Raw genomic sequence first — 25,526 nt, 5'->3', positions numbered from 1 at the left:
CTCAGCCCTCCACGGCGCGCAGCAGCGCTTCGGCGTTGCGATACATGTAGGCGTCCAGCGCCTCGTCCCGGATCGGCAGCTTGAGGGTTTCGCGCACCCCTTCTTCCACGCCGCAGAACGAATAGGCGGAGGCGTAGATGAACCGGTTCGGCAGCCAGTTCAGCCCTTCCACGTAACCGCTGCCGCCCGGGGCAAACATATACACGTCGGGCGACAGGAACACGTTCATCAGGCCGGTCACCTCGCTCTTGAACGCCAGCGACACCGCCTCGGTCACGTACGGGTAGCAGCCGTGCCCAAGCACCACCGGCATGGTCGAGTAGCGGCGCGCGACGCGATCGAAGCGCACCGGGTCGGTGTGGCTGATATCCGGGCCGGCCAGCGGACCGGTCATGAACAGCAGCGGCACCTTTAATTCCGCCACCTTCTCGTAGAACGGAAAGAGCCTCTCGTCGTCGGCATACATCGGCGTGCGCGCCAGCCCCGGCTCAACGCAAATGCCGACCAGGCCAAGCTCCTTGACCGCGGTGTCCAGCCCATCCAGGATCTCGTTCATCGGCTTGTCGAAATCCACGCCGGCAAGACCCAGCACGCGATTGTCCGTACGCTTGGTCAGCGCCGCCAGGTCGGTGTCCTCGATATGCACCGGCACCGGACGATTGACGGAATGGCGGCCGTTCATCACGCCGATGCGCACGCCCACGCTATCCATTTCGTCGATCAGCGCACGCAGTGCGCGTTCCTCCGAATGCGGGTAGGGCTCGGTGCTCACGGTGTAAGAGCGGGGAACGGGTTGCCCCAGGATGCGATTGACCGCGCCGACCACATTGGTCGTAAAGAACGTACGGTAGGGCCCGGTCGGCGGACGCAGGCGGAAGTCAATGATCTTACCGGCGAGGCGGGCAAGGCGGGGATCGGTCATGTTCAGTCTCCATGGCTCAGTGTAGGGGTTCGCGGGAGCGAAACGGACAGGCGCCCTAAGCCTGTAGGGACCAATATACTCGTCCTTTTTATTTATGTCGACATCAATCGACAGAAAATATCAAGCCGTTGCACATGAGAAGTTGCGATGCGTGCCGGCAATTACCAGGCACGGCCTGCCGCCATCTTACATGTCGACATTAATTATTTTTAGCTGCTACACTGACCGTGCCCGATGCTGCCGAAGCAGGTAACGACAGCTCGTCGACAACCGAGTGGAGGAACAGACATGAAAGCGGTACGCATATTTCCCGGAGCGGAAGGTGGCACCCTGAAGCTCGTCGATGTGCCAACGCCGGTCCCGGCCGCCGGCCAGATCCTGGTGCGCGTACGAGCATCGGGGCTGAACCGTGGCGAAATCAATATCGTCAAGCGCGCACGCGAAGGGCATCCCCTGCCCGCCGGCGTAGAATTCGCGGGGGAAGTCGCGGCCGTCGGCGCGGAGGTAGCCGGCTGGGAGCCGGGTGACAGAGTGATTGGCCACGGCAACGGTGGGCAGGCCGAGTACGTGCTGGCCGATCCGCTGGCGCTGATCCGCGTGCCCGGGACCCTGCCATGGGTGCAGGCGGCGGCGTTGCCCAATGTGCTGATCACCGCCCACGACGCCCTGATCACCAACGGCCAGCTGAAGCCGGGTGAGACCGTACTGGTCAATGCCGCGTCCAGCGGCATCGGGCTCGCCGCAATCCAGATCGCCCGTGCCATGGGCGCGGGAATGGTGATCGCCACGTCGCGATCGGCGGCCAAAGTGGAGCAACTCAGGCAGCTCGGCATTGAGCATGTCATTGACATTTCCAGGCAAGACCTGCTGGAAGCCGTCATGAAGCTCACGGGCAATCGCGGCGTCGACATTGTCATCGACTCGGTGGGCGGCACGGTTTTCGAAACCAACCTCCAATGCCTGGCGGTCAAGGGGCGGCTGGTCAATATTGGCCGGCTTGGCTCCAGCACCGCGGCCATCAATCTGGAACTGCTGTGGTTGCGGCGCCTGAAGCTGATCGGCGTCACCTTCCGCACGCGCACCGAGGCGGAACGCCTTGCCTGTGTGCAGGCATGCGCGAATGACCTGGTGCCCCACCTGAATGCGGGCCGTCTGTCGCTGCCGATCGATCGCAGCTATCCCCTTGAGGATATCGCGCAGGCGCACGCCTACATGGAGACCGACCAGCATATCGGCAAGATCGTCCTGACTGTCGACCAGGCTTCGGCCTGACCATGGGAGCACATCCATCATGCAAGTGCCATCGCACCTCGACAAGTTCAGGCGGCTCAGTTCCCTGCGCCAGCGCTTCGATCCGCTGGAGGACTTCGAACTCTGGTTCTGGACGACACTCACCGCCGGCACCAACGCGCTCAACGCCAGCCTGCACCTGGCAGGGCTCACCAGCGACGACCCGGTGTTCTCCACCATCCCCGGCGTGCACATGGTGCGCCAGGCAGACGGAAGCTACGCCAGGGCGCTACGCGGCCCTGGCGACGTCAGCCACGTGGGCTGGCCACCGATTGAAGGCGAGATCCCGGCTCCGATCCGGTCCCTGGAGCACGCGCTCGAGGCGATCGAGCGCTATCGGGACCCCTGCATCCGCGAGGGCGTCGCGGCGACGTCGGAGATTGTCAGGGCATGCGACCACGCCTTTGCCGAGGTCACATCGATCGTGCAGCACTACTGCGAAGGGAGCCAGCAATGAATCCGGAATCACATCGCCGCGTTGCCGAACGTATCGAACGTTCGCTTGCGGTCTGCCGCGACGACGACTGGGAGATGCAGATCGAAGCCGCCATGCTTGCCGGCACCCACTGGGCGAACTATGCGCTCCACCGGCACGGCGTGTCGGAGCATGGCACGGATATCGTCCATACCAGCATGCTGGTGGTCAACACCTTGCGCAAGTACTCGATTGTCGAGCCCGACGTGCTGCGTGCCCTTGGGGAAATCGAGGAACTGCGCCCGCTCTTCGTCCGCGGAGACGTCGAGGGCGGACGGGCGGCGGCACGGCACGCGCTGACCCTGCTGCAGCAGATCGGCGAGCGGGCCCGCCGTGCCGGCTGAGCCCGGATCACAATCCATCAGGACGAAACGACAGAGGAGACATCCATGCTCGGTCAAATGATGCAACAACCGTTGCTGATCTCATCGCTGCTCCAGCATGCCGAGCGGCATCATGGCAGGCAGGAGATCGTCTCGCGCCGCACCGAAGGCGACATCCACCGCTATACCTTTGCGCAGATGGCATCGCGGTCCCGCCGTCTTGCCAAGGCGCTGCGCGAGCTTGGGGTCGAGGCCGGCGAGCGGGTCGGGACACTGGCGTGGAACGGCTATCGGCACCTGGAGCTGTACTTCTCGGCTTCCGGATCGGGAGCCGTGCTGCATACGCTCAATCCCCGGCTCCATCCCGACCAGCTCGCCTGGATCGTCGAGCATGCGCAGGACCAGGTGCTGTGCTTCGACCTGACATTTCTCCCGCAGATTGAGGCGCTCGCTGGCCGGCTCGCTTCGGTCAGGCACCTGGTAGTCATGACGGACCGCGCCCACATGCCGGTCTCCAGCCTCAGGCTGGTGTGCTACGAAGATCTGGTCGGCGCGCAGGATGACCACTACAGCTGGCCCGCCTTCGACGAGAATCGGGCGTCATCCCTGTGCTACACCAGCGGCACCACCGGCAATCCGAAAGGCGTACTGTACAGCCATCGATCGACGGTGCTGCATGCATACGGCGGCGCCCTCCCCGACTCCATGAACCTGTCCGCCAGCGACTGCGTCCTGCCCGTGGTGCCAATGTTCCACGTCAATGCCTGGGGCTTGCCCTATTCCGCCTGCATGGTGGGAGCGAAGATCGTCTTTCCCGGCCCCGCGCTCGACGGCAAGTCGCTCTACGACTTGTTCGAAGCCGAACAAGTCACCATGTCCGCCGGCGTGCCGACCGTGTGGCAAGGGTTGCTGGATCACGTCATCGCAGGCGGGCTGCGTTTCAGCGCCATGAAGCGCACCGTGATCGGCGGATCCGCCTGCCCGCTGGCAATGCTGCGCGCCTTCGAGGAGGACTATGGCATCCACGTCATCCACGGATGGGGCATGACCGAGACCAGCCCGTTCGGCTCGGCCGCCGTATTGACCGGGGCGCAGCGGCGTCTGCCGCCCGAGCAAAGATATGCGATCCAGGCCAAGCAAGGGCGCTGCGTTTTCGGCATCGACCTCAAGGTGGTCGACGACAGCGGCGCGGAATTGCCACGGGACGGCACCTCTGCAGGTCACCTCCTGGTGTGCGGCCCCTGGGTGCTTTCCCAATATTATCGGCAAGACGGCGACAGTCCCCTCGTGGATGGCTGGTTTCCGACCGGCGATATCGCCACCATCGATGCCGACGGCTTCATGCAGATTACCGACCGGACCAAGGATGTCATCAAGTCCGGCGGAGAATGGATCAGCTCGATCGAACTGGAGAACATCGCCATGGGCCATCCCGAGGTGTCCATGGCGGCGTGCATCGGCGTGGCGCACGCGAAGTGGGATGAGCGCCCTCTGCTGGTTGTGGTGCGCAAGCCGGACAGCGCCATGAAACGCGAACAACTGCTCGACTACTTTTGCGGCAAGATCGCGAAATGGTGGACGCCGGACGATGTGGTCTTCGTTGACGAGATTCCTTTGGGGGCGACCGGGAAAATGCTGAAGGGTCCGCTGCGGGAGCGCTACCAGCGGCATTTCCTGCATGCGCGCCAGGGGAACACCCACTGATCAGTGGGTGACGCCTGGAAATCCGAGACGGCCGCGCAAGCGCGGCCGTTTTTGCGTCTGGTCAACGCCCAGGAACCCACTGCTCAACTGCTGCTCGCTCCCGGGCAGATCGGCGCTGAATGCCTGGGTCGGCATCCGACCGCGGGTGGGCGGCCAGCCAGCCGCCCTCCCGCGGTCATCAGGCCGCGGCCTTGACCATGTCCTCGACCACCTTCTTGGCGTCGCCGAACACCATCATGGTCTTGTCCATGTAGAACAGCTCGTTGTCCAGCCCGGCGTAGCCGGCGGCCATCGAACGCTTGTTCACAATGATGGTCTTGGCCTTGTACGCCTCCAGGATCGGCATGCCGGCGATCGGCGACTTGGGGTCGTTCTTGGCCGCCGGGTTGACCACGTCGTTGGCGCCCAGCACGAGCACCACGTCGGCCTGGCCGAACTCGCTGTTGATGTCTTCCATCTCGAAGACCTGGTCGTAGGGCACCTCGGCCTCGGCCAGCAGCACGTTCATATGACCCGGCATGCGGCCCGCCACGGGGTGGATCGCGTACTTCACGGTCACGCCCTTTTCCGTCAGCTTCTCGGTCAGTTCCTTGAGCGCGTGCTGCGCGCGCGCCACCGCCAGGCCGTAGCCCGGCACGATGATCACGGTCTCGGCATTGCCCATCAGGAACGCCGCATCGTCGGCGGAGCCCGCCTTCACATTGCGCTGCGCCTGCGCGCCGGCGGCCGCGCCTGCCGACGCATCACCGCCGAAGCCGCCCAGGATCACGTTGAAGAACGAACGGTTCATCGCGCGGCACATGATGTACGAGAGGATGGCACCGCTTGATCCCACCAGCGAGCCCGCGATGATCAGCATCGGGTTGTTCAGCGAGAAGCCGATACCCGCCGCCGCCCAGCCCGAGTACGAATTCAGCATCGACACCACCACCGGCATGTCGGCACCGCCGATCGGGATGATGATGAGCACGCCCAGCACGAAGGCGATCGCCAGCATGATCAGGAACGGCATCCACGCCTGGGTGAGGAAGAACGCAGTGCCGGCGCCGATCATCACAATGGCCAGGGCCAGGTTCAGCCAGTGCTGGCCGGCGAACGCCACCGGCGCGCCCTGGAACAGGCGGAACTTGTAGCGGCCGGCCAGCTTGCCGAAGGCGATCACCGAGCCCGAGAACGTGATCGCGCCGACGAAGCAGCCGATGAAGAGCTCGATGCGGTTGCCCAGCGGAATCAGGTGTGAGCCCGCCGGCGCGATGCCGAACGCGGCCGGCTCGGCCACGGCCGCCACCGCGATGCACACTGCCGCGAGACCGATCAGCGAGTGCATCGCCGCAACCAGTTCGGGCATCTTGGTCATCTCGACGCGCTTCGCCAGGCAGGCGCCGATGCCGCCACCAACCACCAGCGCCGCCAGGATCAGCGAAACGCCCGACGACTGCGCCGTGCCCGCCGCCGCGAACTCGGCCCTGAGCCTGGCAATCAGCGCCACCGTGGTCAGCACCGCCACCACCATGCCGGCGATGCCGAAGGCGTTGCCCTTGCGGGCAGAGGCCGGATGCGACAGGCCTTTGAGGGACTGGATGAAGCAGACCGAAGCCCCCAGATAGGCAAGGGTCACCATGTTCATGGACAGGCCGTTCATTGTGCTGCCTCCGCCAGTTTGCCGTCGGCGCGGGCCGCTGCCTTCTGCACCGGTCTCGGCGCCTTCTTCCTGAACATCTCCAGCATGCGTTGCGTGACCAGGAAGCCGCCGAACACATTGACCGCAGCCAGTGCCACCGCCAGCGTGCCCATGGTCCGGCCGACATAGCCTTCGGTCAGGCCCGCGGCCAGCATCGCGCCGACGATGATGATGGCCGAGATGGCATTGGTCACGGCCATCAGCGGCGTATGCAGCGCGGGGGTGACCGTCCAGACCACGTGGTAGCCCACGTAGATCGCCAGCACGAAAATAATCAGGTTAATCACCGTATGGCTTACGATTTCCATCGCAGTCTCCTTAACTGGCCAGCGCCATTTCGTCACGCCCGGTCATCAGGCAGGCAGCGACGATGTCGTCTTCCTGATTGACAACCAGCTTCCCATCCTTGTCCAGGATCAGCTTGAGGAAATCCAGCACGTTGCGGGCATAGAGCGCCGAGGCGTCGGCCGCCACCATGCTGGCCAGGTTGGTGTGCCCGATGATGATGACGCCGTTGTGGTTGACCACCTCGTCGGCCACCGTCAGCGGGCAGTTGCCGCCCTGCACGGCGGCCAGGTCCACCACCACCGAGCCCGGCTTCATCTGCTGCACGGTCGCTTCCTGCAGCGGCACCGGCGCCTTGCGGCCCGGGATCAGCGCCGTGGTGATGACGATGTCGGCCTGGATCGCGCGCTGGTGCACCAGCTCGGCCTGGCGCTTCATCCAGTCCGGCGGCATCGGGCGGGCATAGCCGCCCACGCCCTGCGCGATCTCGCGCTCTTCATCGGTCAGGAACGGCACGTCGAGGAACTTGCCGCCCAGCGATTCGATCTGCTCCTTGACCGCGGGGCGCACGTCGGAGGCCTCGATCACCGCGCCCAGCCGCTTGGCCGTGGCAATGGCCTGCAGGCCTGCCACGCCGGCGCCCAGGATCAGCACGCGCGCGGCCTTGACGGTGCCGGCGGCGGTCATCAGCATCGGCATGAAGCGCTGGTAGTGGCGCGCGGCCACCAGCACGGCCTTGTAGCCGGCGATATTGGCCTGCGACGACAGCACGTCCATGCTCTGCGCGCGCGTGGTGCGCGGCGCGGCTTCCAGCGCAAAGGCGGTGATACCGGCAGCCGCCATGCGCGCCTGGTTCTGGACATCAAACGGGTTCAGCATGCCGACCAGTGCCGCACCGGGCCGCATCTGCGCCAGCTCCACGATATCGGGCGCCCGCACTTTCAGCACCAGGTCCGCGCCCAGCGCCTCGGCGGCCGTGCCGATGCGAGCGCCGGCCGCCTCATATGCCGCGTCGGTCTGGCTCGCGCGCACCCCTGCGCCCGCCTGCACCAGGACCTGGTGGCCCTGTGCCACAAATTTCCTGACCGTTTCGGGGGTGGCGGCAACCCGCTGCTCTCCCGCCTGGATTTCGATTGGAATGCCTATTTTCATAGCACCTTCACTTCACACGAGTTAATGATCATTCGCAGCTCACCACGACCGTGCCAAGCTTGCTGCGCGCCTCGACTTCGGCGTGGGCCAGTGCCGTCTCCCGCAGCGGGAATACCTTGTGCACGGCGTGAACAGCGTCCGGCACCTCGGCCAGCCATCGCGTCAGCCCTTGCTGCGCCTCTCTGCGCAGCGATGGCGCGATATCGGGCATATACAGGCCGCGCAGGCTGATGTTCTTGCGTATCAGCCGGGCCAGCGGCAATGCGTGGCTGGAGTCGGGGCCCACGGCGTAAGAAATCCAGTGCGCGTGATTTGCCGCCACCTCCAGGCACAATGCCAGGTTCCCGATGGCATCTACATCCACGATGTGCTCCACGCCCTTGCCCGCCGTCGCCTCGAAAATTCGCGCGGCTGCATCGGGCATGGTGTAGTCGATGACCGCGTCCGCCCCACCACGCTCGGCGTGCGCCTTCTTCTCCGGTGAACTGACCGTCGCGATCACGCGCGCGCCCGCCCATTTGGCGAGTTGCACGGTGTAATGCCCCACCGCGCCGGCGGCCCCCGTGACCAGAACGGTCTTCCCCGCGATCGGCCCCGCCAGGAACAGGCTGCAGTAAGCGGTCAGGCCAGGAATGCCCAGGCAAGCGCCCTGCGTGAATGCGATCGCTTCAGGCAATGGTTGTGTAAGCTCCAGGGGCAAGCAGATGTATTGCGCAGCGGTTCCAAACGGCCTGCCCCGCTGGCCGAAGCAGATCCACACGCGCGCACCCACCATGTTCGAATCAATGCCCGGCCCGACGGCGTCGATCATGCCCGCCCCGTCGCTATGGGGAACGATGCGCGGGAACTCCATGGTGTGCATGCGTCCCGCGCGCCGGTTGGCATCCGCGGGATTGACCGCTGATGCGTAAAGGCGAACACGCACCTCGCCTGGGCCAGGCTGCGGCGTCGGCAATTCCCCATGCTGCAATACCTGCGGCGCCGGCCCTTGCCGGTCGTACCAGACCGCCATCATGGCAAGCACCTCCGTCCAGACCGCAAGGCCCCGGTCAGGCCAGGCCTTGTGATGCGAAGGAATCGCCCCCACCCTGTCTGGCCAAATTGATGACGTTCCATCTGAGTCTCCTCGCAGTTCCGTGAATCGACATGGGTCCCGGCCATCGCAACTATACACTCACTGTTGTTTTTGTCGACATAAATAGACTATGCTTGCCTGAACCTGGAACGCAACGTCGGCTCGCCGCGCGTCCAGTCAGCGCCCGCCGATCGGACGGGCAGTCAAGACCAGGCAAGGAGATGTGTATGGCTGTGAAGATCACGCCCACTACGGGTTCCGTCGGCGCATCGGTCGATGGCATCAACCTGAACGAACCGCTTGACGATGCGCAGTTCGAGCTTCTGCAGCGCGCGTTCCTGGACCATTGCACGCTGGTCTTCAGAGGTCAGCATATTCAGCCCCGAGAGCAGCTGGCCTTTGCCAGTCGCTGGGGCGAGCCCGTCGTCACCGCAATGCTCCAGCCCCTCGACGGCTATCCGGAAGTGGTGCAGATCACCAAGATCCCGAAGGAAACTGCATCCACCGAAGCGTGGCACTATGACGCCCCCTTCACCGCGGTGCCACCGAAGGTTTCGATCCTGAGCGCCGTCCATGTGCCTCACGGTGGGGACACGATGTGGTCGAATCAGTATCTTGCCTACGAACGGCTGTCTCCCGGGCTGCGCGAGACACTCCAGGGATTGAAACTGCGCTTTCGCGGCTCGCGGCTCGGACGCATGCTCGGGGTCGCGGAAAAGGACATACCGCAGGCAGTGCATCCGATCGTGCGCACGCATCCCGAAACGGGACGCCAGGCCTTGTATATCGCCCACGACGAAAACGTGCTTGGGATCGAAGGGTGGACCATGGAAGAAAGCCGCCCGCTGCTCAACTACCTTTACCAGCACTCCACCACCCCAGACAATGTCTATCGGCACATCTGGAGCCGCGGCGACGTTGTCATGTGGGATAACCGCTGCACCATGCACTACGCCGTGCACGACTACGGAAGCCAGGAGCGTGTGCTCAATCGCGTTACGCTGAAGGGGGAAGTTCCGATGTAAGAGGGAGCATATCCGGTGCGCGCGCAGCCAGGTTGCAGAACGCTGCGCGGCACCCCGGCAATCCCCGTTCGCGAGACGAACGGGGATGATTAAACCAGGCGCTCAGAAGATATGGCGGATGCCAAGTGCAACCCCAAGCATCGAAGACTGGCCCGCACCGAGTGCATAGCTGTTGCCCAGCGCGAGACTGGTCGCATACCCGGTTGCCGCGGAATCCAGCGCCAGGCCCGCATGCTTGGCATAGGCCGTCGTCAGATAGACATCGGTGCGCTTCGACAAGGCATAGTCAGCGATAAAGGCAATCTGCCAGGGGTTGGTGAAATTGGGGCTTCCCGCCAGGCTCTTGACGTCCTGGTAGTTGTACTCAAGTGTCAGGGTGAGATCATTCAAGACCTTGTAATTGCCGCCGACCCAGTAGAAGTCATCTCGCAGCAACAAGGCGCCATTCTGGTCACGATTCTGTCCCCAGCGATAGCCGGCGCTGACATTGGCCTTGTCGGTACCAAAGTTGGCCATCACGGCAGCCTTCTTGTAGGTGCCGGAGCCGGTGCCGATGGTCGGGTTCCACTGGTCGTAGCCCACGCCCAGCCTGAAGAGGCCGGCGCCGTATGACAGCGCTGCGCCGTAGCCCGTGTCGCGGCGAAACTCCCCCGGGACTTCGCCGTTGCCGCCGGCGGTGACGGCAGTCGGACTGGTTCGCGGCAGGGTCAGGCCGGCGCCGAACGTCCAATGCGCCATCGCTGTCAGTGGACCGAACACGCCGGTGTACTTGACGGTATTGTCCTCCCGATAGTTGAAGCCGGTAATCAGCGCGGCCGGTTCATACTGGGTGGCAAAGCGTGCCGGAACGAAGTTCGCCACGGTACTGAACAGCGATGTGTACTGGCGGCCGAAGATAAGCTGACCGTAGTTCGTCTGCAAGCCGACAAAGGCCTGGCGGCCGAACAAGCGCCCCCCCTGTTGCGCCAGGCCGGAATCGATATTGAAGCCGCCTTCGAGCGCGAAGACGGACTTCAGCCCCCCGCCAAGATCCTCGGTGCCGCGCAGGCCCCAGCGTGAGCCCGAAAGGCCTCCGGAATTCTCGCGAAAGACATTGTTCGCCGGCCCCGGATTGAAGTTATTGCTTGCCTGAGGCGGAGCGCCGACGTGATTGACATATTCCACATTGGCGTCAGCCACCCCATACAACGTGACGCTGGACTGCGCCTGGACCGCGCCGCAGGCACAGCACGCGGCAACGGCCAGAATGGTTTTCTGCATCTTGTTTTCTCCTCCATTGATGTAGTGCAACGTCTTCTGGGGACTTGCTCAGGCGCGATCCCCGTCTGTCTTGCAGAAGGCTTCTTCCCGGGAACGTGCGGATGAATGGTTCCGACAGCGCGCGCCGTTCTTCAGGAAGGTCCTTTCTGTCCTCGTTCCTGCGACTGAGCTACCAATGATGTCCGCAGGGAGGCGTTGGCCGCCACTATAGCGCCATTATTAATTGATGTCGACATTATGCAGATTATAGGGAATCCGCGAATGGCAGGAAGTTGACGGATGTGGCCGCTCCCGGCTGTCCACCGGGACGATGGCCCATATGGCAATGGGCGGACTGCTGTCACGCAGAACCGCCCATCGTTTGGGTTGTCAGGCGATCGCCTGGATGTCGCAACCGCTACGCTGCTCAGTTCTCGATCTTGATATCCGAGCTCGTGGCAATTTGCTTCCAGACGTTCAGGTCCGTAGCGACGATGTCTCGAAATTGCTTCTGAGTCTTGACGGGAGGCGGTTCAAAATTCATGTTCTTCATCAGTTCCTTGAGACCCTCCGAACCTTGAATCTTGTTGACCTCGTCCGCCAGGCGGGCAACGATGGCTGCATCGGTACCAGGCGGGGCGAACATCCCGAACCACCCCACCGTATCGAACTGGAATCCCTGCTCGCCCAGGGTCGGGACGTCCAGCAACTGCGGAGCACGAACATTGCCGCTGACGGCAATACAACGAATCCTTTCCGACCGCAGCAATGGCAGTGGCGCGACCGGATCCGCCCAGCCAATCTTCAAGACGCCCGCCGACATCTCCGCCAGCAACTGCGGGACGGACCGATAGGCCACGTGACTCATCTTCATGCCTGTCTTTGTCTTTAACCACTCCATCATCAGGTTTCCGGATGAGCCATTGGCCCAGGTGCCGTATGTGTACTGCCCGGGGTTAGCCTTGACCAACTCCACCAGTTCGCGCAAATTGCTAACGGGCAGGTCCTTGTTGACGATGAGCAGTACGCCGCCTGCCGCAGTCTGTGCAATGGGCAAAAGGTCGCGCGTCGGATCGAACGTGATACTCCTGATGACTGCAGGCGCAACCACCGCGAACGAGGCATTCGTGTACAGCAACGTGTAGCCATCCGGAGCGGCCTTTACCACCGCGTTAGTGCCGATCATGCCGCTGGCGCCCGGCTTGTTCTCAACCACGACAGACTGCCCCAAGGCATGGCCGAGCCGTTGCGCCATTGCCCTTGCCATGACATCCGATCCGGAACCCGCTGAAGCCGGCACGATCATGTGGATCGGTCGATCCGGCCACTTCCCGACCAATGGTCCGGCAAAGCTTTGCGGCCCTCCGCACAACGCAGCCACCGTTAGTGAGAGCGATGCCAAAAGTCTTCTGACTGACGCCATGTCCCCTCCTGTGTGAGTTCTCACATCAATTCATCGACACTCATTCATGTCGACAGGAATAGTAGATGCTTATCTTGTCGACATCAATAAAAACGCGATGATGAGACTTCTCAAGCCATGGGGACCAGAGCGAAGGTGTGAAAGCAACAGGCGTGCGCAGTGCCGCTACCGGCGGCGGGCCTGCGCCTGTTGCAGGTCGTGCTGATCATGCCAAGCGGCGTGTTCCCGACTTTCTCGCGCGCCCCTCCCGAGGCTGCACACCAGGGGTTGGCTTACCTGGACGCAATTCTTCCGGTTCCGTGGCCCTGGACGATGACGGTGTCGTTCACGTCTGCGATGGTCGTCGCGCCAAGCATGGCCATGTTTCGATCGACCTCATCGCGCAAGAGCGTGATGGCGTGGCGAACGCCTTCGGCTCCCCCAACGGCCGCAGCGTAAATAAAGGGCCGTCCCAGGAAGACGAAGCGGGCTCCCAGTGCCAACGCCTTCAGGACATCACCGCCGCGACGGATACCGCTGTCCATCATGACGGTTGTCTTGTGGGCGACTGCCTCGCAGATCTCCGGCAGGACTGCCAGCGGTTCCACGGCGCCGTCCAGTTGGCGCCCACCGTGATTCGAGACAATGATGCCGTCGGCGCCCAGGGCGACAGCGCGTTCGGCGTCGGACTTATGCAAAATGCCCTTGATGACCAGGTTGCCGCGCCATCTTTTCCGGATTCGTTCGATATCCGTCCAGCTCAGGTGATCGCGCCCTGTCGTATCGCGAATGGCGGAGGCCGACAGGATCGGTGCGCCGCGAGACGCAAAGGAATTCTCAAAATGCGGCATCCCGCTCGAAATAAGCGTTCTGGCGAACGTCCCGGCCAGCCAGCGCGGCCGGAACACGCCATCGAATGCCAGACGCACAGATGGTCGCAAGGGCAAGGAGAAGCCGGTACGTACGTTATTCTCCCGGTTGGCCCAGACAGGGATATCCACCGTCAGGACAAGCGTTTCGAACCCGGCCGCTTCAATCCGGTCGATCAGCGCGTCCCTGCGCGTGGCGTCACCTGGCAGGTACGCCTGAAACCACGTGCCTGGCGCGGCCGCGTGAACGGTTTCCATCGGAATCAGCGACGTGCCGCTCATGATGGCGGGTATCCGCTCTTCCCGCGCCGTTTGCGCGAGGACCACATCGCCGCGGTAAGCGGCAATCGCACTGATTCCGACGGGCGCCACGCCAAAGGGCGCAGCGTAGCGTTGCCCGAAGATCTCGGTCGCCTGCGACCTTCCCGACACGTCGACCAGGACTTTTGGACGAAACCTGAACTCGTCGAAAGCGGTCCTGTTCGCGGCAAGCGACCTTTCATCCTCCGCGGCGCCGGCAATATAGCCAAAGATCGGGCGCGGCAGCATCCGCTTTGCCGCGACTTCAAAATCGGCAAGCGAGAGGATCGGCCGCAGTCGCCGATGAAGCTGACGATTGACGCCGTAGGCAGGCTTGGCAGGTTTTCCAGTGCTTGCAACGGCCTGGCTTCTTGCAACTTCGGTTTGAGATGTCATCATGATTTGAAGCTTCTGTCAGGCCCAACCGCTGTCACTGTCAGCCACGCCGGATCACATTGATAATTAGGCGAACGTGCCTCGCTGGCGCATCAACTCACGGAACAGGGCCTCATTCCTTTCGAACGGCGCACGCCCGTGGAGGTAGAAGTAGTTGTTCAGGACAACCAGGTCGCCGACGGGCAGCGACACTTCCCTGGTTCCCGGCGAAGCCTCCATGGAAGTCGACAGGTCGTTCAGGAATGCGGCCTCCTCGCGATTGCGAGGCTGTACAAACTGATCGATGAAGGACATCGACAAGCCAAACTCGTTCTGGAAGAAGAGCGGGCGCTCAACCCTTTCGCTGACATTCTTGGACCCCGGCGCCTTGTAGAGGAAAGGCTGCGTCCCGAGACGGTGACTGACAAACCGGTCACGCCCTTCCCAATCGTCCAGATGCAGGAATCGGGACTCGCCGCCGATTGCATTCTGTTCCGCAAATTTCATCATCAACAGCCAGTCCGTCGCTTCGGTAACGAAGGTGCCGTCGGTGTGCATCGTAAAGAGTCGATAGGCCTGGCGCAGATAGGAGTCGCTGTCGTCCGTATGCTTGACCAGGAAGCGAGCATAGTAAGTGCCCGACATCGAATCGTGGTTGCTGGGCCCCAGGAGATGCCCGATGGCAGTGCCGAAGCGAACGAAATCGTCGGCGTCCGTCGTCAGGCCCTGGAGGCCTACGGTAAAGCCACCGTGCTGCCGATCCTTCACGATCTCGTTGATGGTTATAGCGAAGTCTTCGCCGACATGCTTCGCGAGTACGTCCGCGAGCTCGTAACGCATGAAGGGGACATACTCCAGGTTCTGAACATCGACCTTGCGTACGTCATGCAGGAACCCAAGCAGAGCATCGCGCTCAACGGTCACATGCAGGATGCGATGGTGATCAGGGTGGGCAGACAACTGGAAGCGGCACTCGTCTTGGCTGGCAAGCACTGCCGCAGGAAGCGGGGCATTCATCGTTAGCTCTCATGGATGTGGTATGGCGTTATTTCATCTGGATTCTTTGATATGATCCAGATGGAAGTCTGTAATCTTTGTTCCGGAATCGAGATTAAAACGATGATTGACGTTCGCCAGCTGCAGAGCTTCCTCGCCGTGGCGGAAGAGCTTCACTTTGCGAAGGCGGCAGACCGCCTGGGGGTCGCACAGTCAGGGCTCAGCACCCAGATCCAGCGCCTTGAGCAGGATCTGGGGGTCACGCTCCTGAACCGCAACAAAAGGAAGCCGGTGTCACTTACCGACGCGGGGCACCTGTTCCATGCCGAGGCTGTCGCTGCGTTGCGGCACATTGAGCGAGCCGACCAGGTGGGACGCCTGGCTGCCCGAGGGCTGGCTGGCGTCATCCGTGTCGGCTATGTCGCATCTGGCGCAAGCAGCGGCCTGTTGTCCATGATGCTGAGCGAATTTCGGAAATCACATGAGATGGTCCGCATCGAAGTCGTGCCAATGGAAACCCCAAGGCAGCTCGAAGCGCTCAGCGACGGCCAGATCGATGTGGGAATTGTCAGGCCCAGACGGCTCTATCCGACTGGCGTTGTCACGAAAGTCGTACAGACTGAACGGCTGCTGGCTGCCATGACAGAAAGCCATCCCCTTGCAAGGCGAAGGACCATTTCAGCGCGCGCGCTGGCGGATCAGTCCTTCATCGTCCCGCAGTTTGCCGACGAGGAAGGATTCGGATCCGCGTTATCCGCCCTGGGCGAAGCCGGCGGGTTCACGCCGCATCTGGAATATCGCGTCCAGGATTTCATCTCGGCAATTTGCCTCGCGTCTGCGGGATATGGAGTGGCCATCGTGCCCGAGTCAATGCAGAAGTTTTCCCAGCCAGGTATCTTCTACACGCAGATCGCCGACTTTAAGCTCTCGGTGCACCTGGTGCTGGCTCACAGGCGTCGGGAGATCTCCCCGGCGGTACGGGCATTTGTGCATGTCGGCACCGAGATGTTCAATGACCGGGCATCCTAGCCTCGCATACTTTGCCGGATACCTGTCCATCACAAGGAGAGAAAATGGAAGACAACAGCGACGACCTGCGCATCGTTCTGCATGCGACCCACCGCCGCCGCGCTAGCCCGGGCGCGTAGCAACGCACCAACCTGAGCAAGAACTCGCCCCAGACGACCGTTCGCATCGTTGTGAATTCCGAGGCCGTGGAGGCCGCGCTGGACGTGCCGGATTCCTCTTCCGACGCCCTCACCCTGGTCTGTCCCAACACGCTGGCCAAGATCGGCCGGGAGGCGCGCGCGCCATTTACCGTGCTGCCCGAAGGTGCCGTGCTCGCGCTGGCGCGGATGCAGCGTGAGGGTTGGTGCTACGTTCGTGCCTGATCGGCCTGCTGCCCTGACGCTGGCCGCCCCGGCGTGTCACAGAAGTCGCCAGGTCGTTGATTTACCGGATCTTTTTCGCAACTCTGGGCTGGCGTCCTCACTGCACTTCACGACAGATGACGTACGGTCATCTGTCCCATGACAATCCATCCTTTGTCAGCCCTGCCACGGAAGCCGTTTAATGCGTCGACCGCAATAGTTCACCGCGCGGCTCTGCTGATTGAGCAGGCCGTTCAGCGACTTCACCCGGTAGCGATAGACAAGAAGCATGCTGGTCATTCTAAATCTGGATTGCTTGCTGCCGGCAGCACTCCTTCCACTCCCCGCCCTGAAGGGCCCTGAAGGGCGGGGTTTCTCGGAGCAAGTCTGATGATCTTGGGTAAGACACTGGAGAGCTGGTATGCAACGCATCCGCTGATCCGGGATCTGGTCGAGTGCCAGGAAACCAGCTGGTTCAATCCCGGCACCGCGCCGGCCGCCGATGCCTTGCAGGATGTCGGCCTGACCGCGGACGATGTCGCGGACGCGAGCGCCCGCCTGGCTCGCTTTGCCCCGTACATTGCGCGGGTGTTCCCGGAAACGGCCGGCAGCGGCGGCATGATCGAATCGGACATTCGTCCTCTGCGCGCACTGCAGCAGGCCTTGTGCCAGCAGTACGGCGTCGAACTGAACGGCACCATGTGGCTGAAGACGGATAGCCATCTGCCTATCTCCGGCTCAATCAAGGCCCGTGGCGGCATCTACGAAGTGCTCAAGCACGCGGAGGATGTCGCGCTTGCAGGTGGTTTGCTCCGGGCAGGAGACGACTACGCCGGACTGGACAGCGAACAGGCGCGCGCGCTCTTCAGCGGCCGCAAGATCGCGGTCGGCTCGACCGGCAATCTGGGCTTGTCCATCGGCATCATGGGTTCGACGCTCGGCTTTCAGGTGATCGTCCATATGTCGGCCGATGCGCGGCAGTGGAAGAAGGACAAACTGCGATCGCACGGCGTCACGGTCGTCGAGCACGAGCACACGTCCGACTATAGCGTGGCGGTCGCGGAAGGCCGCAGGCAGGCCGATGCCGATCCCACCTGCCACTTCATCGACGACGAGAACTCAACCAATCTGTTCCTCGGGTACGCGGTTGCGGCGGAGCGACTGAAGGCGCAACTGGCCAGCGCCGGTGTGGTGGTCGACAACGAGCATCCGTTGTTCGTGTACTTGCCCTGCGGCGTCGGCGGCGGTCCCGGTGGCGTGGCGTTTGGACTGAAGCTCGCGTTCGGCGATGCGGTGCATTGTGTCTTCGCCGAACCCACCCACTCGCCGTGCATGTTGCTCGGCGTTTATACGGGCCTGCATGACGAAGTGTCCGTACAGGACTTCGGCATCGACAACGTTACCGCTGCCGATGGCCTGGCGGTCGGGCGCGCGTCGGGGTTCGTCGGCAAGGCGATGCAACGTCTGCTGGATGGCTACTATACGGTCAGCGATGAATCACTGTACCGACTGCTCGCCGTGATGGAGCAAAGCGAAGGCGTCTGCCTGGAGCCGTCCGCGCTCGCGGGCGTTCCCGGAATCATGAGAGTCCTGGGCGAGCAACAAGGTTATCGTGCGCGCGCCGGCCTGAGCGCGCAATCCCTCGCGCAGGCGACCCATCTGGTCTGGGCAACTGGTGGTAGCATGGTTCCACCCGACGAGATGAAAGCCTACCTGGCCAAGGGTCGCGCGTTGCTCGAAACGTGAAACGACTTCCACGCGGCTTGTCGGTTCAAGGAAACCATCGCCTTGCTGAACCTTCCTCCCCGCGCTGGCTCCCGGCTTAACAGCAGCCAGTTTGCCAACCTCCATACGTTCCTGGTGGCGGCCCGGCACCTCAGCTTCGCCCGCGCCGCCGACGAGCTTTGCCTGACGGCGAGCGCGGTGAGTCACCGCATCAGCCGGCTGGAAAGCGCGCTGTCGATACGGCTGTTCGTGCGCCTGACGCGCCAGGTGCGCCTCACCGAAGAGGGCGAGCGCATCTTCTGGATTCTGCAGAATGCAGTGGGCGATCTGTCCGAGGCATTGCAGCAGTCGTCGCAAGCTGACATCGCGGGCGCGATCGTCCTGTATGCGAGGCCTTCCGTGGCGCAATGCTGGCTGGTGCCCCGCCTGGCCGATTTCGCGCGACGCTATCCGCTGGTGTCGGTGGATCTGCGTGTCGGGAACGAAAGCGTCGACTTCCGGACCCGAAACATCGATCTCGCACTCTATTACGCCAGCGGAGATTTCCCCGGGCTGACCGGCCTGAAGCTGATGGAGGAGCAGATGGCACCGGTCTGCAGTCCCGAGTACGCAAAACGCCATCGTCTGGTGGACAGGCCTGGCAATTTGCAGCACTGCACGCTGCTGCACGACTCGCTTGCATGGGAAAACGCCTCGCACGACGCGGAATGGAGGCTGTGGGCGCGCCAGCACGGCATGGAAGCATCGCTGCCCACCTGTCATTTCACGTTCGACAGCTCCAACCTGTCAGTCATCGCCGCGATGAATCACGCCGGGATTGCCATTGGCCGACAACGATTGGTTCAGGAGCGGGTCAGTCGAGGCGAGCTTGTGCTTCCGCTGGGCGATTTTTCCAGATGCGGCCACTACGACTACTACCTGGTCCACCCGCCTCTCGATCCCGTTCCCCGGCGGCTACTGGTCTTTATGGATTGGCTGAGGGAATGCGCGGACGGGGCGCTGTCAACTTGACGATAGCGGGGCAACGCAGTGGCACGCGGAATACAAGACGCGGCTGGTGCCAGTCACCGGCGGCTGTCCTCGTGCTAGCATGAGTGCTGCCTCCAGCCCCGCCGCTCCGCTCTCTCATGACCACCCTATACGCAACCCTCGGCGTACTACCGACCGCGACCCTGGACGAGATCAAGCGCGCCTACCGTCGCGCTGCCATGAAATGGCACCCCGACCGCAACCTTGGCCGCGAGGCGGAGGCGCATACGGCATTCCAGGAAATCCGCGATGCCTACGCCATTCTTTCCGATGCCGTTCAGCGCCAGGTCTACGACGAGGTATTCGAGCGAGAGATGCAGCGCTGGCAGGCCGAATGCGAGGCGCAGCAGGAACAGGAGCGCGAGGCGCAACGCGCCGCGCAGGAACACTACGAGAAAATGGTCGCCATCGCCATGCGCTTTGCCGACGAGGGCCACAACCGCGACGTGATCTTCGGCGTGCTGCTTGGCCGGGATTGCCAGGCCGAACTGGCAGCACGCATCGCGGACAGCACCTGGGCATTGCAGGCGTCGCGCAGGGCAAATGAGCCAGCCACGGGCGCGCCCGACACCGAGGCTGCCGCAACGTCTGCCGGCGCGGCGTCAGCACGCGACGAGGGGACCCGACCCAGGCGCCATCCCGGCGCCTTCGATTCGTTCTGGCACGGCTTGTTCGGGATCCGCTCGTAGAGGCACGGCTAAGGACCTGGGCTAACGGAACTCACACCACCATTTCCAGACCCGGCGTCGGCCGGCGTTCCAGCAAGGCGGCCAGTCTGCGCAGCGCAGCCGATAATTGCGCGCGGTCATCCACGCCACCGAGCGAGATACGGATGGCATTCGGCGCGCTGGGCCCCTCCCAGAATGCGTCAGACGGCGTGACGCGCAGGTCCTCCGCCAGCGCGGCCCGGGTGAGCTGCTGCGCCGACCAGTGCTCCGGCAAGCGGTGCCATGCGTGGATGGCGCTGGGTGGGAGCTGGCCGATCCCGCTCAGCCATCGGCTTGCCAGCGCGCATCTGGCCAACGCTTCGGTCCTGATGCCGTCGAGCAGCTGCATGGCCGAGCCATCGTGGATCCATTGCGTCGCCAGGGCCGCGGTCATCGGTGCAGCCATCAGGGCGAAGGCCCGCAGCGATGCCAGCAGATCGTCGCCGCGCCTGCCCTCCGGCAGCATGACATACGCGGTGCGCAGCCCCGGACTGAGCGTCTTGGACAGGGTCGAGACATAGTACGTGCGCTCGGGAGCGAAGCTGGCCAGCGGCGGCGGCGCCGACGGTGTCAGCAGCCAGTAGGGATCATCCTCCAGCAAGGTGACATCACAGTGCTCCGCGGCCCTGGCAATAGCCTCCCTGCGTGAGGCCGGCATGGTGTGCGTAGTGGGATTCTGGGCGGTCGGATTGAGGTAGGCCAGCGTCGCACCGTCGGCGCGGGCCGCTTCGAGGGCGTCGGGACGCATCCCGTCGGCGTCGACCTGCGCGATGACCACACGCCGCCCGAGTTGTGCCGCGGCTGCGCGAATGCCGGGGTAGGCCAGCGGCTCGGTCACGATTGCATCGCCTGGCCGGGTCCGGGCCAGGATCACGGCGGACAGGGCAGCCTGGGCGCCCGGGCACACCACGAGCCGCGCAGTCGCGATGGGCCCGAATATCTGCGCGAGCCAGAGCGTTCCGGCCGATCGGTCGGCAGCGCTTCCACCGCCGAGCTGGTAGGTCATCAGCAGGTGCGGGTCGCTGTGCAGCAGCACCTGCGACAGGCCGCGCCGCAACAGGTCCTGGAAATCCAGGCCCGCCGGTGGCGGCGGCACGTTCATGCTCATGTCGATCACGCGCGCCAACTCCGCCCGCGGCGCGGCGATGAAGGTGCCGAGTGCCCCGCGGGCATCGATCAGATGGCGCCGCTTGGCCTCGTTGTAGGCACGCGTCACGGTCGTCAGGTCCACGCGGAGGGCCTTGGCCAGGCTGCGCTGTGGCGGCACGCGGTCGCCGGCTGCCAGCCGGCCTTCGCCGATCGCCCGCTCGATAAAGTCCACGATCTGCAGGTAGCGTGCACCGCCACCTGTTGTGATCTCCAGATCCCATTTGGCACTGACATCGGCACGGACATCGGTTCCTTGCATGGATTTCATAGCGGCAGATTTCTTCGATGTATGGGTTTTGTCTTGCATTAGCATGCCAGACATTACCGAGGGAATCCATACAAACCACGCTCGCGCGGGGCTGAGACAGCACTTGAATCGGAGCGCGTGGCCGGGTGCCTTCGGTGATCCGTAACCAAGGTGTCTGAAATGCTCAAACATACTGCCGGGCCGGCAGACAAGAATCGACAAGGCCCGCTCCCCCGCCCGTCCCCCGGGCCGACGCGCCGATTTCCCACACTGTTGCTGTCCGCCTGCCTGAGCGTGTTGCTGAGCGGCTGCAACCTGGAACTGCTCAATCCCAAGGGCAGCATTGGGGAACAGGAAAAGTCACTGATCCTGGTCGCGCTGTTCGTCATGCTGATGGTCGTCATTCCCGTGATCGTCCTGACGCTGTGGTTTGCGTGGCGCTACCGTGAAACCAATACGCGCGCCACCTATGCCCCCAAATGGGCGCACTCCACGAAGATCGAGGTCGTGGTCTGGGGCATCCCCTGCGTGATCGTGGCCTGCCTGGCCGTGCTGATCTGGGACTCGACGCACAAGCTCGATCCCTACCGGCCGCTGCAGTCGCAGGTCAAGCCGGTCCAGGTCGACGTGATCGCCCTGAACTGGAAATGGTTGTTCATTTATCCGGAGTACGGCGTCGCGTCGCTGAATCAGCTTGCGATCCCGGTCGGCACGCCGATCAATTTCCGGCTGACCGCGGAATCGATGATGAACTCGTTCTTCATCCCGCAACTCGGCAGCATGGTCTACGCCATGGCGGGAATGCAGACGCGCCTGCACCTGATCGCCGACACGCCGGGCACCTACCTCGGCCAGTCTGCCGCCTACAGCGGCCCCGGCTTCTCGGACATGCACTTCAAGACCGTCGCGACCTCGCGCAAGGCGTTCGATGCCTGGATCCAGGCTGCCCGCGCTTCGTCCCAGGCGCTCGACCTGAAGACCTATCGCACGCTTGAACTGCCCAGCAGCAAGGATCCCGTGACGCTGTACGCCACCGTTGCGCCAAAGCTGTTCGACCAGGTCGTCGACAAATACATGCTGGCAAACGGCCAGATCTGCCGCGCGGACACCCCGGAATCTCTGCAGGCCTTCCAGCGCGTCCCGCCGGCGCCCGCTGGCCGCATGGAGCAATAAGAATGCTTGGAAAACTCAACCTGGACGCCATCCCCCTCCATGAGCCGATCATCATGGGGACGCTGGCCGTCGTGATCGTGCTGGGCATGGCGCTGATGGGCGCCATCACGTACTACGGCAAGTGGAAGACCCTGTGGAACGACTGGATTTGCTCCGTCGATCACAAGAAGGTCGGCGTGATGTACATCATCCTGGCGCTGGTGATGCTGCTGCGCGGCTTTGCCGATGCCATCATGATGCGCGTACAGCAGGCGATCGCGGTTGGCGATGCCGCGGGATACCTGCCGCCCCATCACTACGACCAGATTTTCACCGCCCACGGCGTGATCATGATCTTCTTCGTGGCCACGCCGCTGGTGCTCGGCCTGATGAACGTGATCGTGCCGCTGCAGATCGGTGCGCGCGACGTCGCCTTCCCGTTCGTCAATTCGCTGAGCTTCTGGATGTCGGCAATGGGCGCGGTGCTGGTGATGCTGTCGATGTTCGTCGGCGACTTCGCGGCCACTGGCTGGGTCGCCTACCCGCCCTTGTCCGGGCTCGGCTACAGCCCAACGCCAGGCGTCGACTACTACATCTGGTCACTGCAGATATCCGGGCTTGGCACCACGCTGACGGGCATCAACTTCATCGTCACGATCCTGCGCATGCGCGCGCCGGGCATGAACCTGATGAAGATGCCGGTCTTCACCTGGACTGCCCTGATCACCAACATCCTGATTGTGGCGATCTTCCCGGTACTGACCGCCACGCTCGCCCTGCTCACTGCCGACCGCTACCTCGGCATGCATTTCTTCACCAACGAGCTCGGCGGCAACGCCATGATGTACGTGAACCTGATCTGGATCTGGGGTCACCCGGAGGTCTACGTGCTGATCCTGCCGGCGTTCGGCGCCTTCTCCGAGATCATCGCCACGTTCTCGCGCAAGCCCCTGTTCGGCTACAAGTCGATGGTGTACGCCACCTCCTCGATCGGCGTGCTGTCGTTCTTCGTCTGGCTGCACCACTTCTTCACCATGGGCTCCGGGGCGAACGTCAATGCCTTCTTCGGCATCATGACCTCGATCATCTCGATCCCCACGGGCGTGAAGCTGTTCAACTGGCTGTTCACCATGTACCGGGGCCGCATCCGCTTCCATACCTCGACCATGTGGACCATCGGCTTTATGGTGACGTTCGCGGTCGGCGGCATGACCGGCGTGCTGCTCGCTATTCCGGGGGCGGACTTCGTGCTGCACAACAGCCTGTTCCTGGTCGCGCACTTCCATAACGTGATCATCGGCGGCGTGCTCTTCGGCTGCCTGGCCGCGATCAGCTTCTGGTTCCCGAAGGTGTTCGGCTTCAGGCTGAATGAGTTCTGGGGCAAGGTGTCGTTCTGGTGCTGGCTGACCGGCTTCTTCCTGGCCTTCATGCCGCTCTACGTGCTCGGCTTCAAGGGCATGACCCGCCGGATGAACCACTATGCCAACGTCGACTGGCATCCCTACCTGGTGGTGGCGCTGGTGGGTGCCTTTGTCATCGGCGCCGGCATCCTGGCGATGATGGTGCAGTTCGCGGTCAGTATCCGCGACCGCAAGCAGAACCAGGACCTGACCGGCGACCCGTGGGATGGCCGCAGCCTGGAATGGTCGACGGCCTCGCCCGCGCCGTTCTACAACTTTGCCCATGTGCCGAAGATCACGTCGCTGGAACAGCACTGGGACGACAAGGAAGCCGGGCGCGCGTGGCGCCAGCCCGCCCGCTACGAGGACATTCACATGCCGCGCAATTCCTCGGCCGGCTTCATCGTTTCCGCGTTCGGGCTGCTGCTCTGCTTCGCGCTGGTCTGGCACATGTGGCTGGTCGCCGTCGCGGGGCTGGTCGGCGCCATCGCCACCTTTATCGTGCGCAGCTATGACCGCGACGTGGACTACTACGTGCCGGCCGCCGAAGTCGAGCGGATCGAACGCGCGCGCTATGCACAACTGCAGGAAGCTGCCTGAAGATGACTCCGACTCTCTCCCCTACCCTGCACCACCCCGGGCACGAGGCGGCCCACGACGCGGCGCACCACCATCACGAAGCCGGCTCGCACACCCCGCTGGGGTTCTGGCTCTACCTGATGAGCGACTGCCTGATCTTCGCGGTGCTGTTCGCCACCTTCGGCGTACTGTCCGGCAACACAGCTGGCGGACCGGTCGGGCGGCAACTGTTCGAGCTGCCGTTCGTGTTCGCCGAGACCATGGTGCTGCTGCTCAGCAGCTACACCTTCGGCCTGGCCATGCTCAGCCAGGGCGCCGATGCCGCGCCGCGGATGATCCGCTGGCTGACGGTCACCTTCGCGCTCGGCGCGCTGTTTATCGCCATGGAAGTCTACGAGTTCGCGCACCTGCTGCATGAAGGCGCGGGTCCTGGCGTCAGCGCCTACCTGTCGGCCTTCTTCACGCTGGTCGGCACGCACGGGCTGCATGTCACGTCGGGCCTGCTGTGGCTCGCGGTGATGATTCACCAGATCCGGCATTTCGGGCTGGACGATATCGTGCGCCGCCGCCTTGCCTGCCTGAGCCTGTTCTGGCACTTCCTGGACCTGGTCTGGATCTGCGTCTTTACCTTTGTCTACCTGCGGGAATTCGCATGAAATCGTCCCATCTCCATGCCGTGCATGCGGACCAGCCGGCCGCGCATGGCAGCGTGCGCAGCTACACCATCGGACTGCTGCTGTCGGTGGCGCTGACGATCGCGTCGTTTGCGGCAGTGATGACCGGATCCCTGCCAACGCAGGCCGCGATCGCATTGGTCGTCGGCCTTTGTGTCGCGCAACTGCTGGTGCAGCTGGTGTACTTCCTGCATCTGGGCACCGGCCCCGGCCAGCGCGGCAACACCGCCATCTTTGCCTGTACCGGCTTCCTGATCGTCATCGTCGTGGCCGGCTCGTTGTGGGTGATGCACAACGCCGATATCAACATGATGCCGACCGACATGTCCATCCAACGGGCACGGGCAAAAGACTAGCGCTCGCGCGCAAGGAGGCTTTCCA

Annotated in this window: 25 protein-coding genes; 14 read left to right on the top strand and 11 right to left on the bottom strand. The window is 63.3% G+C overall.

The features are described 5' to 3' along the window. Position 1: 1 nt before the first annotated feature. Complete coding sequence (locus tag DN412_RS12875; protein ID WP_115015946.1) at positions 2-922, bottom strand: amidohydrolase family protein; 921 nt, start codon at positions 920-922, stop codon at positions 2-4. Positions 923-1,210: 288 nt separating this feature from the next. Between DN412_RS12875 and DN412_RS12870 the strand changes: the two genes are divergently transcribed. Genes DN412_RS12870 through DN412_RS12855 form a run of 4 tightly spaced genes read left to right on the top strand, consistent with a single transcriptional unit; the run spans position 1,211 to position 4,714 of the window. After that, positions 1,211-2,194, top strand: coding sequence for a quinone oxidoreductase family protein (locus tag DN412_RS12870; RefSeq protein ID WP_115015943.1), 984 nt, complete (start codon positions 1,211-1,213; stop codon positions 2,192-2,194). A 19-nt stretch (positions 2,195-2,213) separates the two neighbouring features. Next, entirely contained in the window at positions 2,214-2,669 is a 456-nt protein-coding gene (locus DN412_RS12865; protein WP_115015941.1) for a hypothetical protein, read from the top strand. Next, positions 2,666-3,031, top strand: a complete 366-nt coding sequence (locus DN412_RS12860; RefSeq protein ID WP_115015939.1) for a hypothetical protein — start codon at positions 2,666-2,668, stop codon at positions 3,029-3,031. Before DN412_RS12865 ends, DN412_RS12860 begins: the two co-directional genes overlap by 4 nt. A gap of 45 nt (positions 3,032-3,076) precedes the next feature. Beyond that, positions 3,077-4,714 (top strand): 3-(methylthio)propionyl-CoA ligase, encoded by a 1,638-nt coding sequence (locus tag DN412_RS12855; protein WP_115015937.1) that lies wholly within the window; start codon positions 3,077-3,079, stop codon positions 4,712-4,714. 178 nt (positions 4,715-4,892) lie between these two features. Here DN412_RS12855 and DN412_RS12850 read toward each other — a convergent pair whose 3' ends face one another. The 4 genes from DN412_RS12850 to DN412_RS12835 are packed head-to-tail and all read right to left on the bottom strand — an operon-like array spanning position 4,893 to position 8,847. Continuing rightward, on the bottom strand, positions 4,893-6,356 hold the full coding sequence (locus DN412_RS12850) for an NAD(P)(+) transhydrogenase (Re/Si-specific) subunit beta (RefSeq protein ID WP_115015935.1): 1,464 nt from the start codon (positions 6,354-6,356) through the stop codon (positions 4,893-4,895). Continuing rightward, positions 6,353-6,703 carry an NAD(P) transhydrogenase subunit alpha part 2 gene (locus tag DN412_RS12845; RefSeq protein WP_115015933.1) on the bottom strand — a complete coding sequence of 117 codons (351 nt, stop codon included), beginning with the start codon at positions 6,701-6,703 and terminating at the stop codon, positions 6,353-6,355. The genes DN412_RS12850 and DN412_RS12845 overlap by 4 nt, the downstream gene beginning before the upstream one ends. A gap of 10 nt (positions 6,704-6,713) precedes the next feature. After that, positions 6,714-7,832, bottom strand: a complete 1,119-nt coding sequence (locus DN412_RS12840) for a Re/Si-specific NAD(P)(+) transhydrogenase subunit alpha (protein WP_115015931.1) — start codon at positions 7,830-7,832, stop codon at positions 6,714-6,716. 28 nt (positions 7,833-7,860) lie between these two features. Next, entirely contained in the window at positions 7,861-8,847 is a 987-nt protein-coding gene (locus DN412_RS12835) for an NADPH:quinone reductase (RefSeq protein WP_115016015.1), read from the bottom strand. A 287-nt stretch (positions 8,848-9,134) separates the two neighbouring features. Between DN412_RS12835 and DN412_RS12830 the strand changes: the two genes are divergently transcribed. Then, complete coding sequence (locus DN412_RS12830) at positions 9,135-9,932, top strand: TauD/TfdA dioxygenase family protein (protein WP_115015929.1); 798 nt, start codon at positions 9,135-9,137, stop codon at positions 9,930-9,932. Positions 9,933-10,034: 102 nt separating this feature from the next. On the opposite strand, the gene DN412_RS12825 is transcribed toward DN412_RS12830, so the two are convergent. The 4 genes from DN412_RS12825 to glaH form a co-directional block, all read right to left on the bottom strand. After that, positions 10,035-11,192 carry a porin gene (locus tag DN412_RS12825; RefSeq protein ID WP_115015927.1) on the bottom strand — a complete coding sequence of 386 codons (1,158 nt, stop codon included), beginning with the start codon at positions 11,190-11,192 and terminating at the stop codon, positions 10,035-10,037. Positions 11,193-11,598: 406 nt separating this feature from the next. Further along, positions 11,599-12,594, bottom strand: a complete 996-nt coding sequence (locus DN412_RS12820) for a Bug family tripartite tricarboxylate transporter substrate binding protein (RefSeq protein WP_115015925.1) — start codon at positions 12,592-12,594, stop codon at positions 11,599-11,601. 272 nt (positions 12,595-12,866) lie between these two features. After that, positions 12,867-14,141, bottom strand: coding sequence for an alpha-hydroxy acid oxidase (locus DN412_RS12815; protein WP_115015923.1), 1,275 nt, complete (start codon positions 14,139-14,141; stop codon positions 12,867-12,869). A gap of 63 nt (positions 14,142-14,204) precedes the next feature. Then, positions 14,205-15,134 carry a glutarate dioxygenase GlaH gene (glaH, locus tag DN412_RS12810; protein WP_115015921.1) on the bottom strand — a complete coding sequence of 310 codons (930 nt, stop codon included), beginning with the start codon at positions 15,132-15,134 and terminating at the stop codon, positions 14,205-14,207. Between the two features lie 51 nt (positions 15,135-15,185). Between glaH and DN412_RS12805 the strand changes: the two genes are divergently transcribed. Then, complete coding sequence (locus DN412_RS12805) at positions 15,186-16,142, top strand: LysR family transcriptional regulator (protein ID WP_244222647.1); 957 nt, start codon at positions 15,186-15,188, stop codon at positions 16,140-16,142. 170 nt (positions 16,143-16,312) lie between these two features. Then, on the top strand, positions 16,313-16,504 hold the full coding sequence (locus DN412_RS12800) for a hypothetical protein (protein WP_244222646.1): 192 nt from the start codon (positions 16,313-16,315) through the stop codon (positions 16,502-16,504). A 156-nt stretch (positions 16,505-16,660) separates the two neighbouring features. Here the strand turns inward: DN412_RS12800 and DN412_RS45480 are convergent, their stop codons facing one another. Beyond that, positions 16,661-16,783: a hypothetical protein gene (locus tag DN412_RS45480; protein ID WP_279635181.1), complete on the bottom strand. Its 123-nt coding sequence runs from the start codon at positions 16,781-16,783 to the stop codon at positions 16,661-16,663. A gap of 90 nt (positions 16,784-16,873) precedes the next feature. Between DN412_RS45480 and dsdA the strand changes: the two genes are divergently transcribed. From dsdA to DN412_RS12780, 3 genes are all read left to right on the top strand, one after another. Then, entirely contained in the window at positions 16,874-18,229 is a 1,356-nt protein-coding gene (dsdA, locus tag DN412_RS12790; RefSeq protein WP_115015919.1) for a D-serine ammonia-lyase, read from the top strand. Between the two features lie 42 nt (positions 18,230-18,271). Continuing rightward, positions 18,272-19,219 carry a DNA-binding transcriptional regulator DsdC gene (gene dsdC, locus DN412_RS12785; protein ID WP_115015914.1) on the top strand — a complete coding sequence of 316 codons (948 nt, stop codon included), beginning with the start codon at positions 18,272-18,274 and terminating at the stop codon, positions 19,217-19,219. 116 nt (positions 19,220-19,335) lie between these two features. Next, positions 19,336-19,926 (top strand): J domain-containing protein, encoded by a 591-nt coding sequence (locus DN412_RS12780; RefSeq protein ID WP_115015912.1) that lies wholly within the window; start codon positions 19,336-19,338, stop codon positions 19,924-19,926. Between the two features lie 31 nt (positions 19,927-19,957). Here the strand turns inward: DN412_RS12780 and DN412_RS12775 are convergent, their stop codons facing one another. Beyond that, the gene (locus tag DN412_RS12775) at positions 19,958-21,352 is read right to left on the bottom strand and encodes an aminotransferase-like domain-containing protein (RefSeq protein WP_115015909.1); all 1,395 of its coding nucleotides are present in this window, start codon (positions 21,350-21,352) and stop codon (positions 19,958-19,960) included. A gap of 168 nt (positions 21,353-21,520) precedes the next feature. Between DN412_RS12775 and cyoA the strand changes: the two genes are divergently transcribed. The 4 genes from cyoA to cyoD are packed head-to-tail and all read left to right on the top strand — an operon-like array spanning position 21,521 to position 25,501. Continuing rightward, the gene (cyoA, locus tag DN412_RS12770) at positions 21,521-22,513 is read left to right on the top strand and encodes a ubiquinol oxidase subunit II (RefSeq protein WP_115015907.1); all 993 of its coding nucleotides are present in this window, start codon (positions 21,521-21,523) and stop codon (positions 22,511-22,513) included. A 2-nt stretch (positions 22,514-22,515) separates the two neighbouring features. Continuing rightward, entirely contained in the window at positions 22,516-24,492 is a 1,977-nt protein-coding gene (gene cyoB / locus DN412_RS12765; protein WP_115015905.1) for a cytochrome o ubiquinol oxidase subunit I, read from the top strand. A gap of 2 nt (positions 24,493-24,494) precedes the next feature. Further along, positions 24,495-25,127: a cytochrome o ubiquinol oxidase subunit III gene (gene cyoC / locus DN412_RS12760; protein WP_115015902.1), complete on the top strand. Its 633-nt coding sequence runs from the start codon at positions 24,495-24,497 to the stop codon at positions 25,125-25,127. Next, a complete protein-coding gene (gene cyoD, locus DN412_RS12755; protein ID WP_115015900.1) occupies positions 25,124-25,501 on the top strand; it encodes a cytochrome o ubiquinol oxidase subunit IV in 378 nt (125 codons plus the stop codon). Before cyoC ends, cyoD begins: the two co-directional genes overlap by 4 nt. The last annotated feature ends 25 nt before the right edge of the window (positions 25,502-25,526 follow it).

It is taken from the genome of Cupriavidus lacunae, assembly GCF_003353055.1.
GTDB lineage: Bacteria > Pseudomonadota > Gammaproteobacteria > Burkholderiales > Burkholderiaceae > Cupriavidus > Cupriavidus lacunae.
Note: the sequence above shows the minus strand (reverse complement) of the source record. Positions and strands in the feature narration are given on the sequence as shown.

Excerpts from the sequence above, each read along its gene's own strand:
- cyoD (WP_115015900.1), top strand. The coding sequence starts at position 25,124 with ATGAAATCGTCCCATCTCCATGCCGTGCATGCGGACCAGCCGGCCGCG.
- DN412_RS12870 (WP_115015943.1), top strand. The coding sequence starts at position 1,211 with ATGAAAGCGGTACGCATATTTCCCGGAGCGGAAGGTGGCACCCTGAAG.
- DN412_RS12855 (WP_115015937.1), top strand. The coding sequence starts at position 3,077 with ATGCTCGGTCAAATGATGCAACAACCGTTGCTGATCTCATCGCTGCTC.
- DN412_RS12875 (WP_115015946.1), bottom strand. The coding sequence starts at position 922 with ATGACCGATCCCCGCCTTGCCCGCCTCGCCGGTAAGATCATTGACTTC.
- DN412_RS12820 (WP_115015925.1), bottom strand. The coding sequence starts at position 12,594 with ATGGCGTCAGTCAGAAGACTTTTGGCATCGCTCTCACTAACGGTGGCT.
- DN412_RS12865 (WP_115015941.1), top strand. The coding sequence starts at position 2,214 with ATGCAAGTGCCATCGCACCTCGACAAGTTCAGGCGGCTCAGTTCCCTG.
- cyoB (WP_115015905.1), top strand. The coding sequence starts at position 22,516 with ATGCTTGGAAAACTCAACCTGGACGCCATCCCCCTCCATGAGCCGATC.
- DN412_RS12830 (WP_115015929.1), top strand. The coding sequence starts at position 9,135 with ATGGCTGTGAAGATCACGCCCACTACGGGTTCCGTCGGCGCATCGGTC.
- glaH (WP_115015921.1), bottom strand. The coding sequence starts at position 15,134 with ATGAATGCCCCGCTTCCTGCGGCAGTGCTTGCCAGCCAAGACGAGTGC.
- DN412_RS12780 (WP_115015912.1), top strand. The coding sequence starts at position 19,336 with ATGACCACCCTATACGCAACCCTCGGCGTACTACCGACCGCGACCCTG.
- DN412_RS12840 (WP_115015931.1), bottom strand. The coding sequence starts at position 7,832 with ATGAAAATAGGCATTCCAATCGAAATCCAGGCGGGAGAGCAGCGGGTT.
- DN412_RS12845 (WP_115015933.1), bottom strand. The coding sequence starts at position 6,703 with ATGGAAATCGTAAGCCATACGGTGATTAACCTGATTATTTTCGTGCTG.
- DN412_RS12835 (WP_115016015.1), bottom strand. The coding sequence starts at position 8,847 with ATGATGGCGGTCTGGTACGACCGGCAAGGGCCGGCGCCGCAGGTATTG.
- DN412_RS12860 (WP_115015939.1), top strand. The coding sequence starts at position 2,666 with ATGAATCCGGAATCACATCGCCGCGTTGCCGAACGTATCGAACGTTCG.
- cyoC (WP_115015902.1), top strand. The coding sequence starts at position 24,495 with ATGACTCCGACTCTCTCCCCTACCCTGCACCACCCCGGGCACGAGGCG.
- DN412_RS12825 (WP_115015927.1), bottom strand. The coding sequence starts at position 11,192 with ATGCAGAAAACCATTCTGGCCGTTGCCGCGTGCTGTGCCTGCGGCGCG.
- dsdA (WP_115015919.1), top strand. The coding sequence starts at position 16,874 with ATGATCTTGGGTAAGACACTGGAGAGCTGGTATGCAACGCATCCGCTG.
- DN412_RS45480 (WP_279635181.1), bottom strand. The coding sequence starts at position 16,783 with ATGACCAGCATGCTTCTTGTCTATCGCTACCGGGTGAAGTCGCTGAAC.
- DN412_RS12805 (WP_244222647.1), top strand. The coding sequence starts at position 15,186 with ATGATCCAGATGGAAGTCTGTAATCTTTGTTCCGGAATCGAGATTAAA.
- DN412_RS12775 (WP_115015909.1), bottom strand. The coding sequence starts at position 21,352 with ATGCAAGGAACCGATGTCCGTGCCGATGTCAGTGCCAAATGGGATCTG.
- DN412_RS12850 (WP_115015935.1), bottom strand. The coding sequence starts at position 6,356 with ATGAACGGCCTGTCCATGAACATGGTGACCCTTGCCTATCTGGGGGCT.
- cyoA (WP_115015907.1), top strand. The coding sequence starts at position 21,521 with ATGCTCAAACATACTGCCGGGCCGGCAGACAAGAATCGACAAGGCCCG.
- DN412_RS12815 (WP_115015923.1), bottom strand. The coding sequence starts at position 14,141 with ATGATGACATCTCAAACCGAAGTTGCAAGAAGCCAGGCCGTTGCAAGC.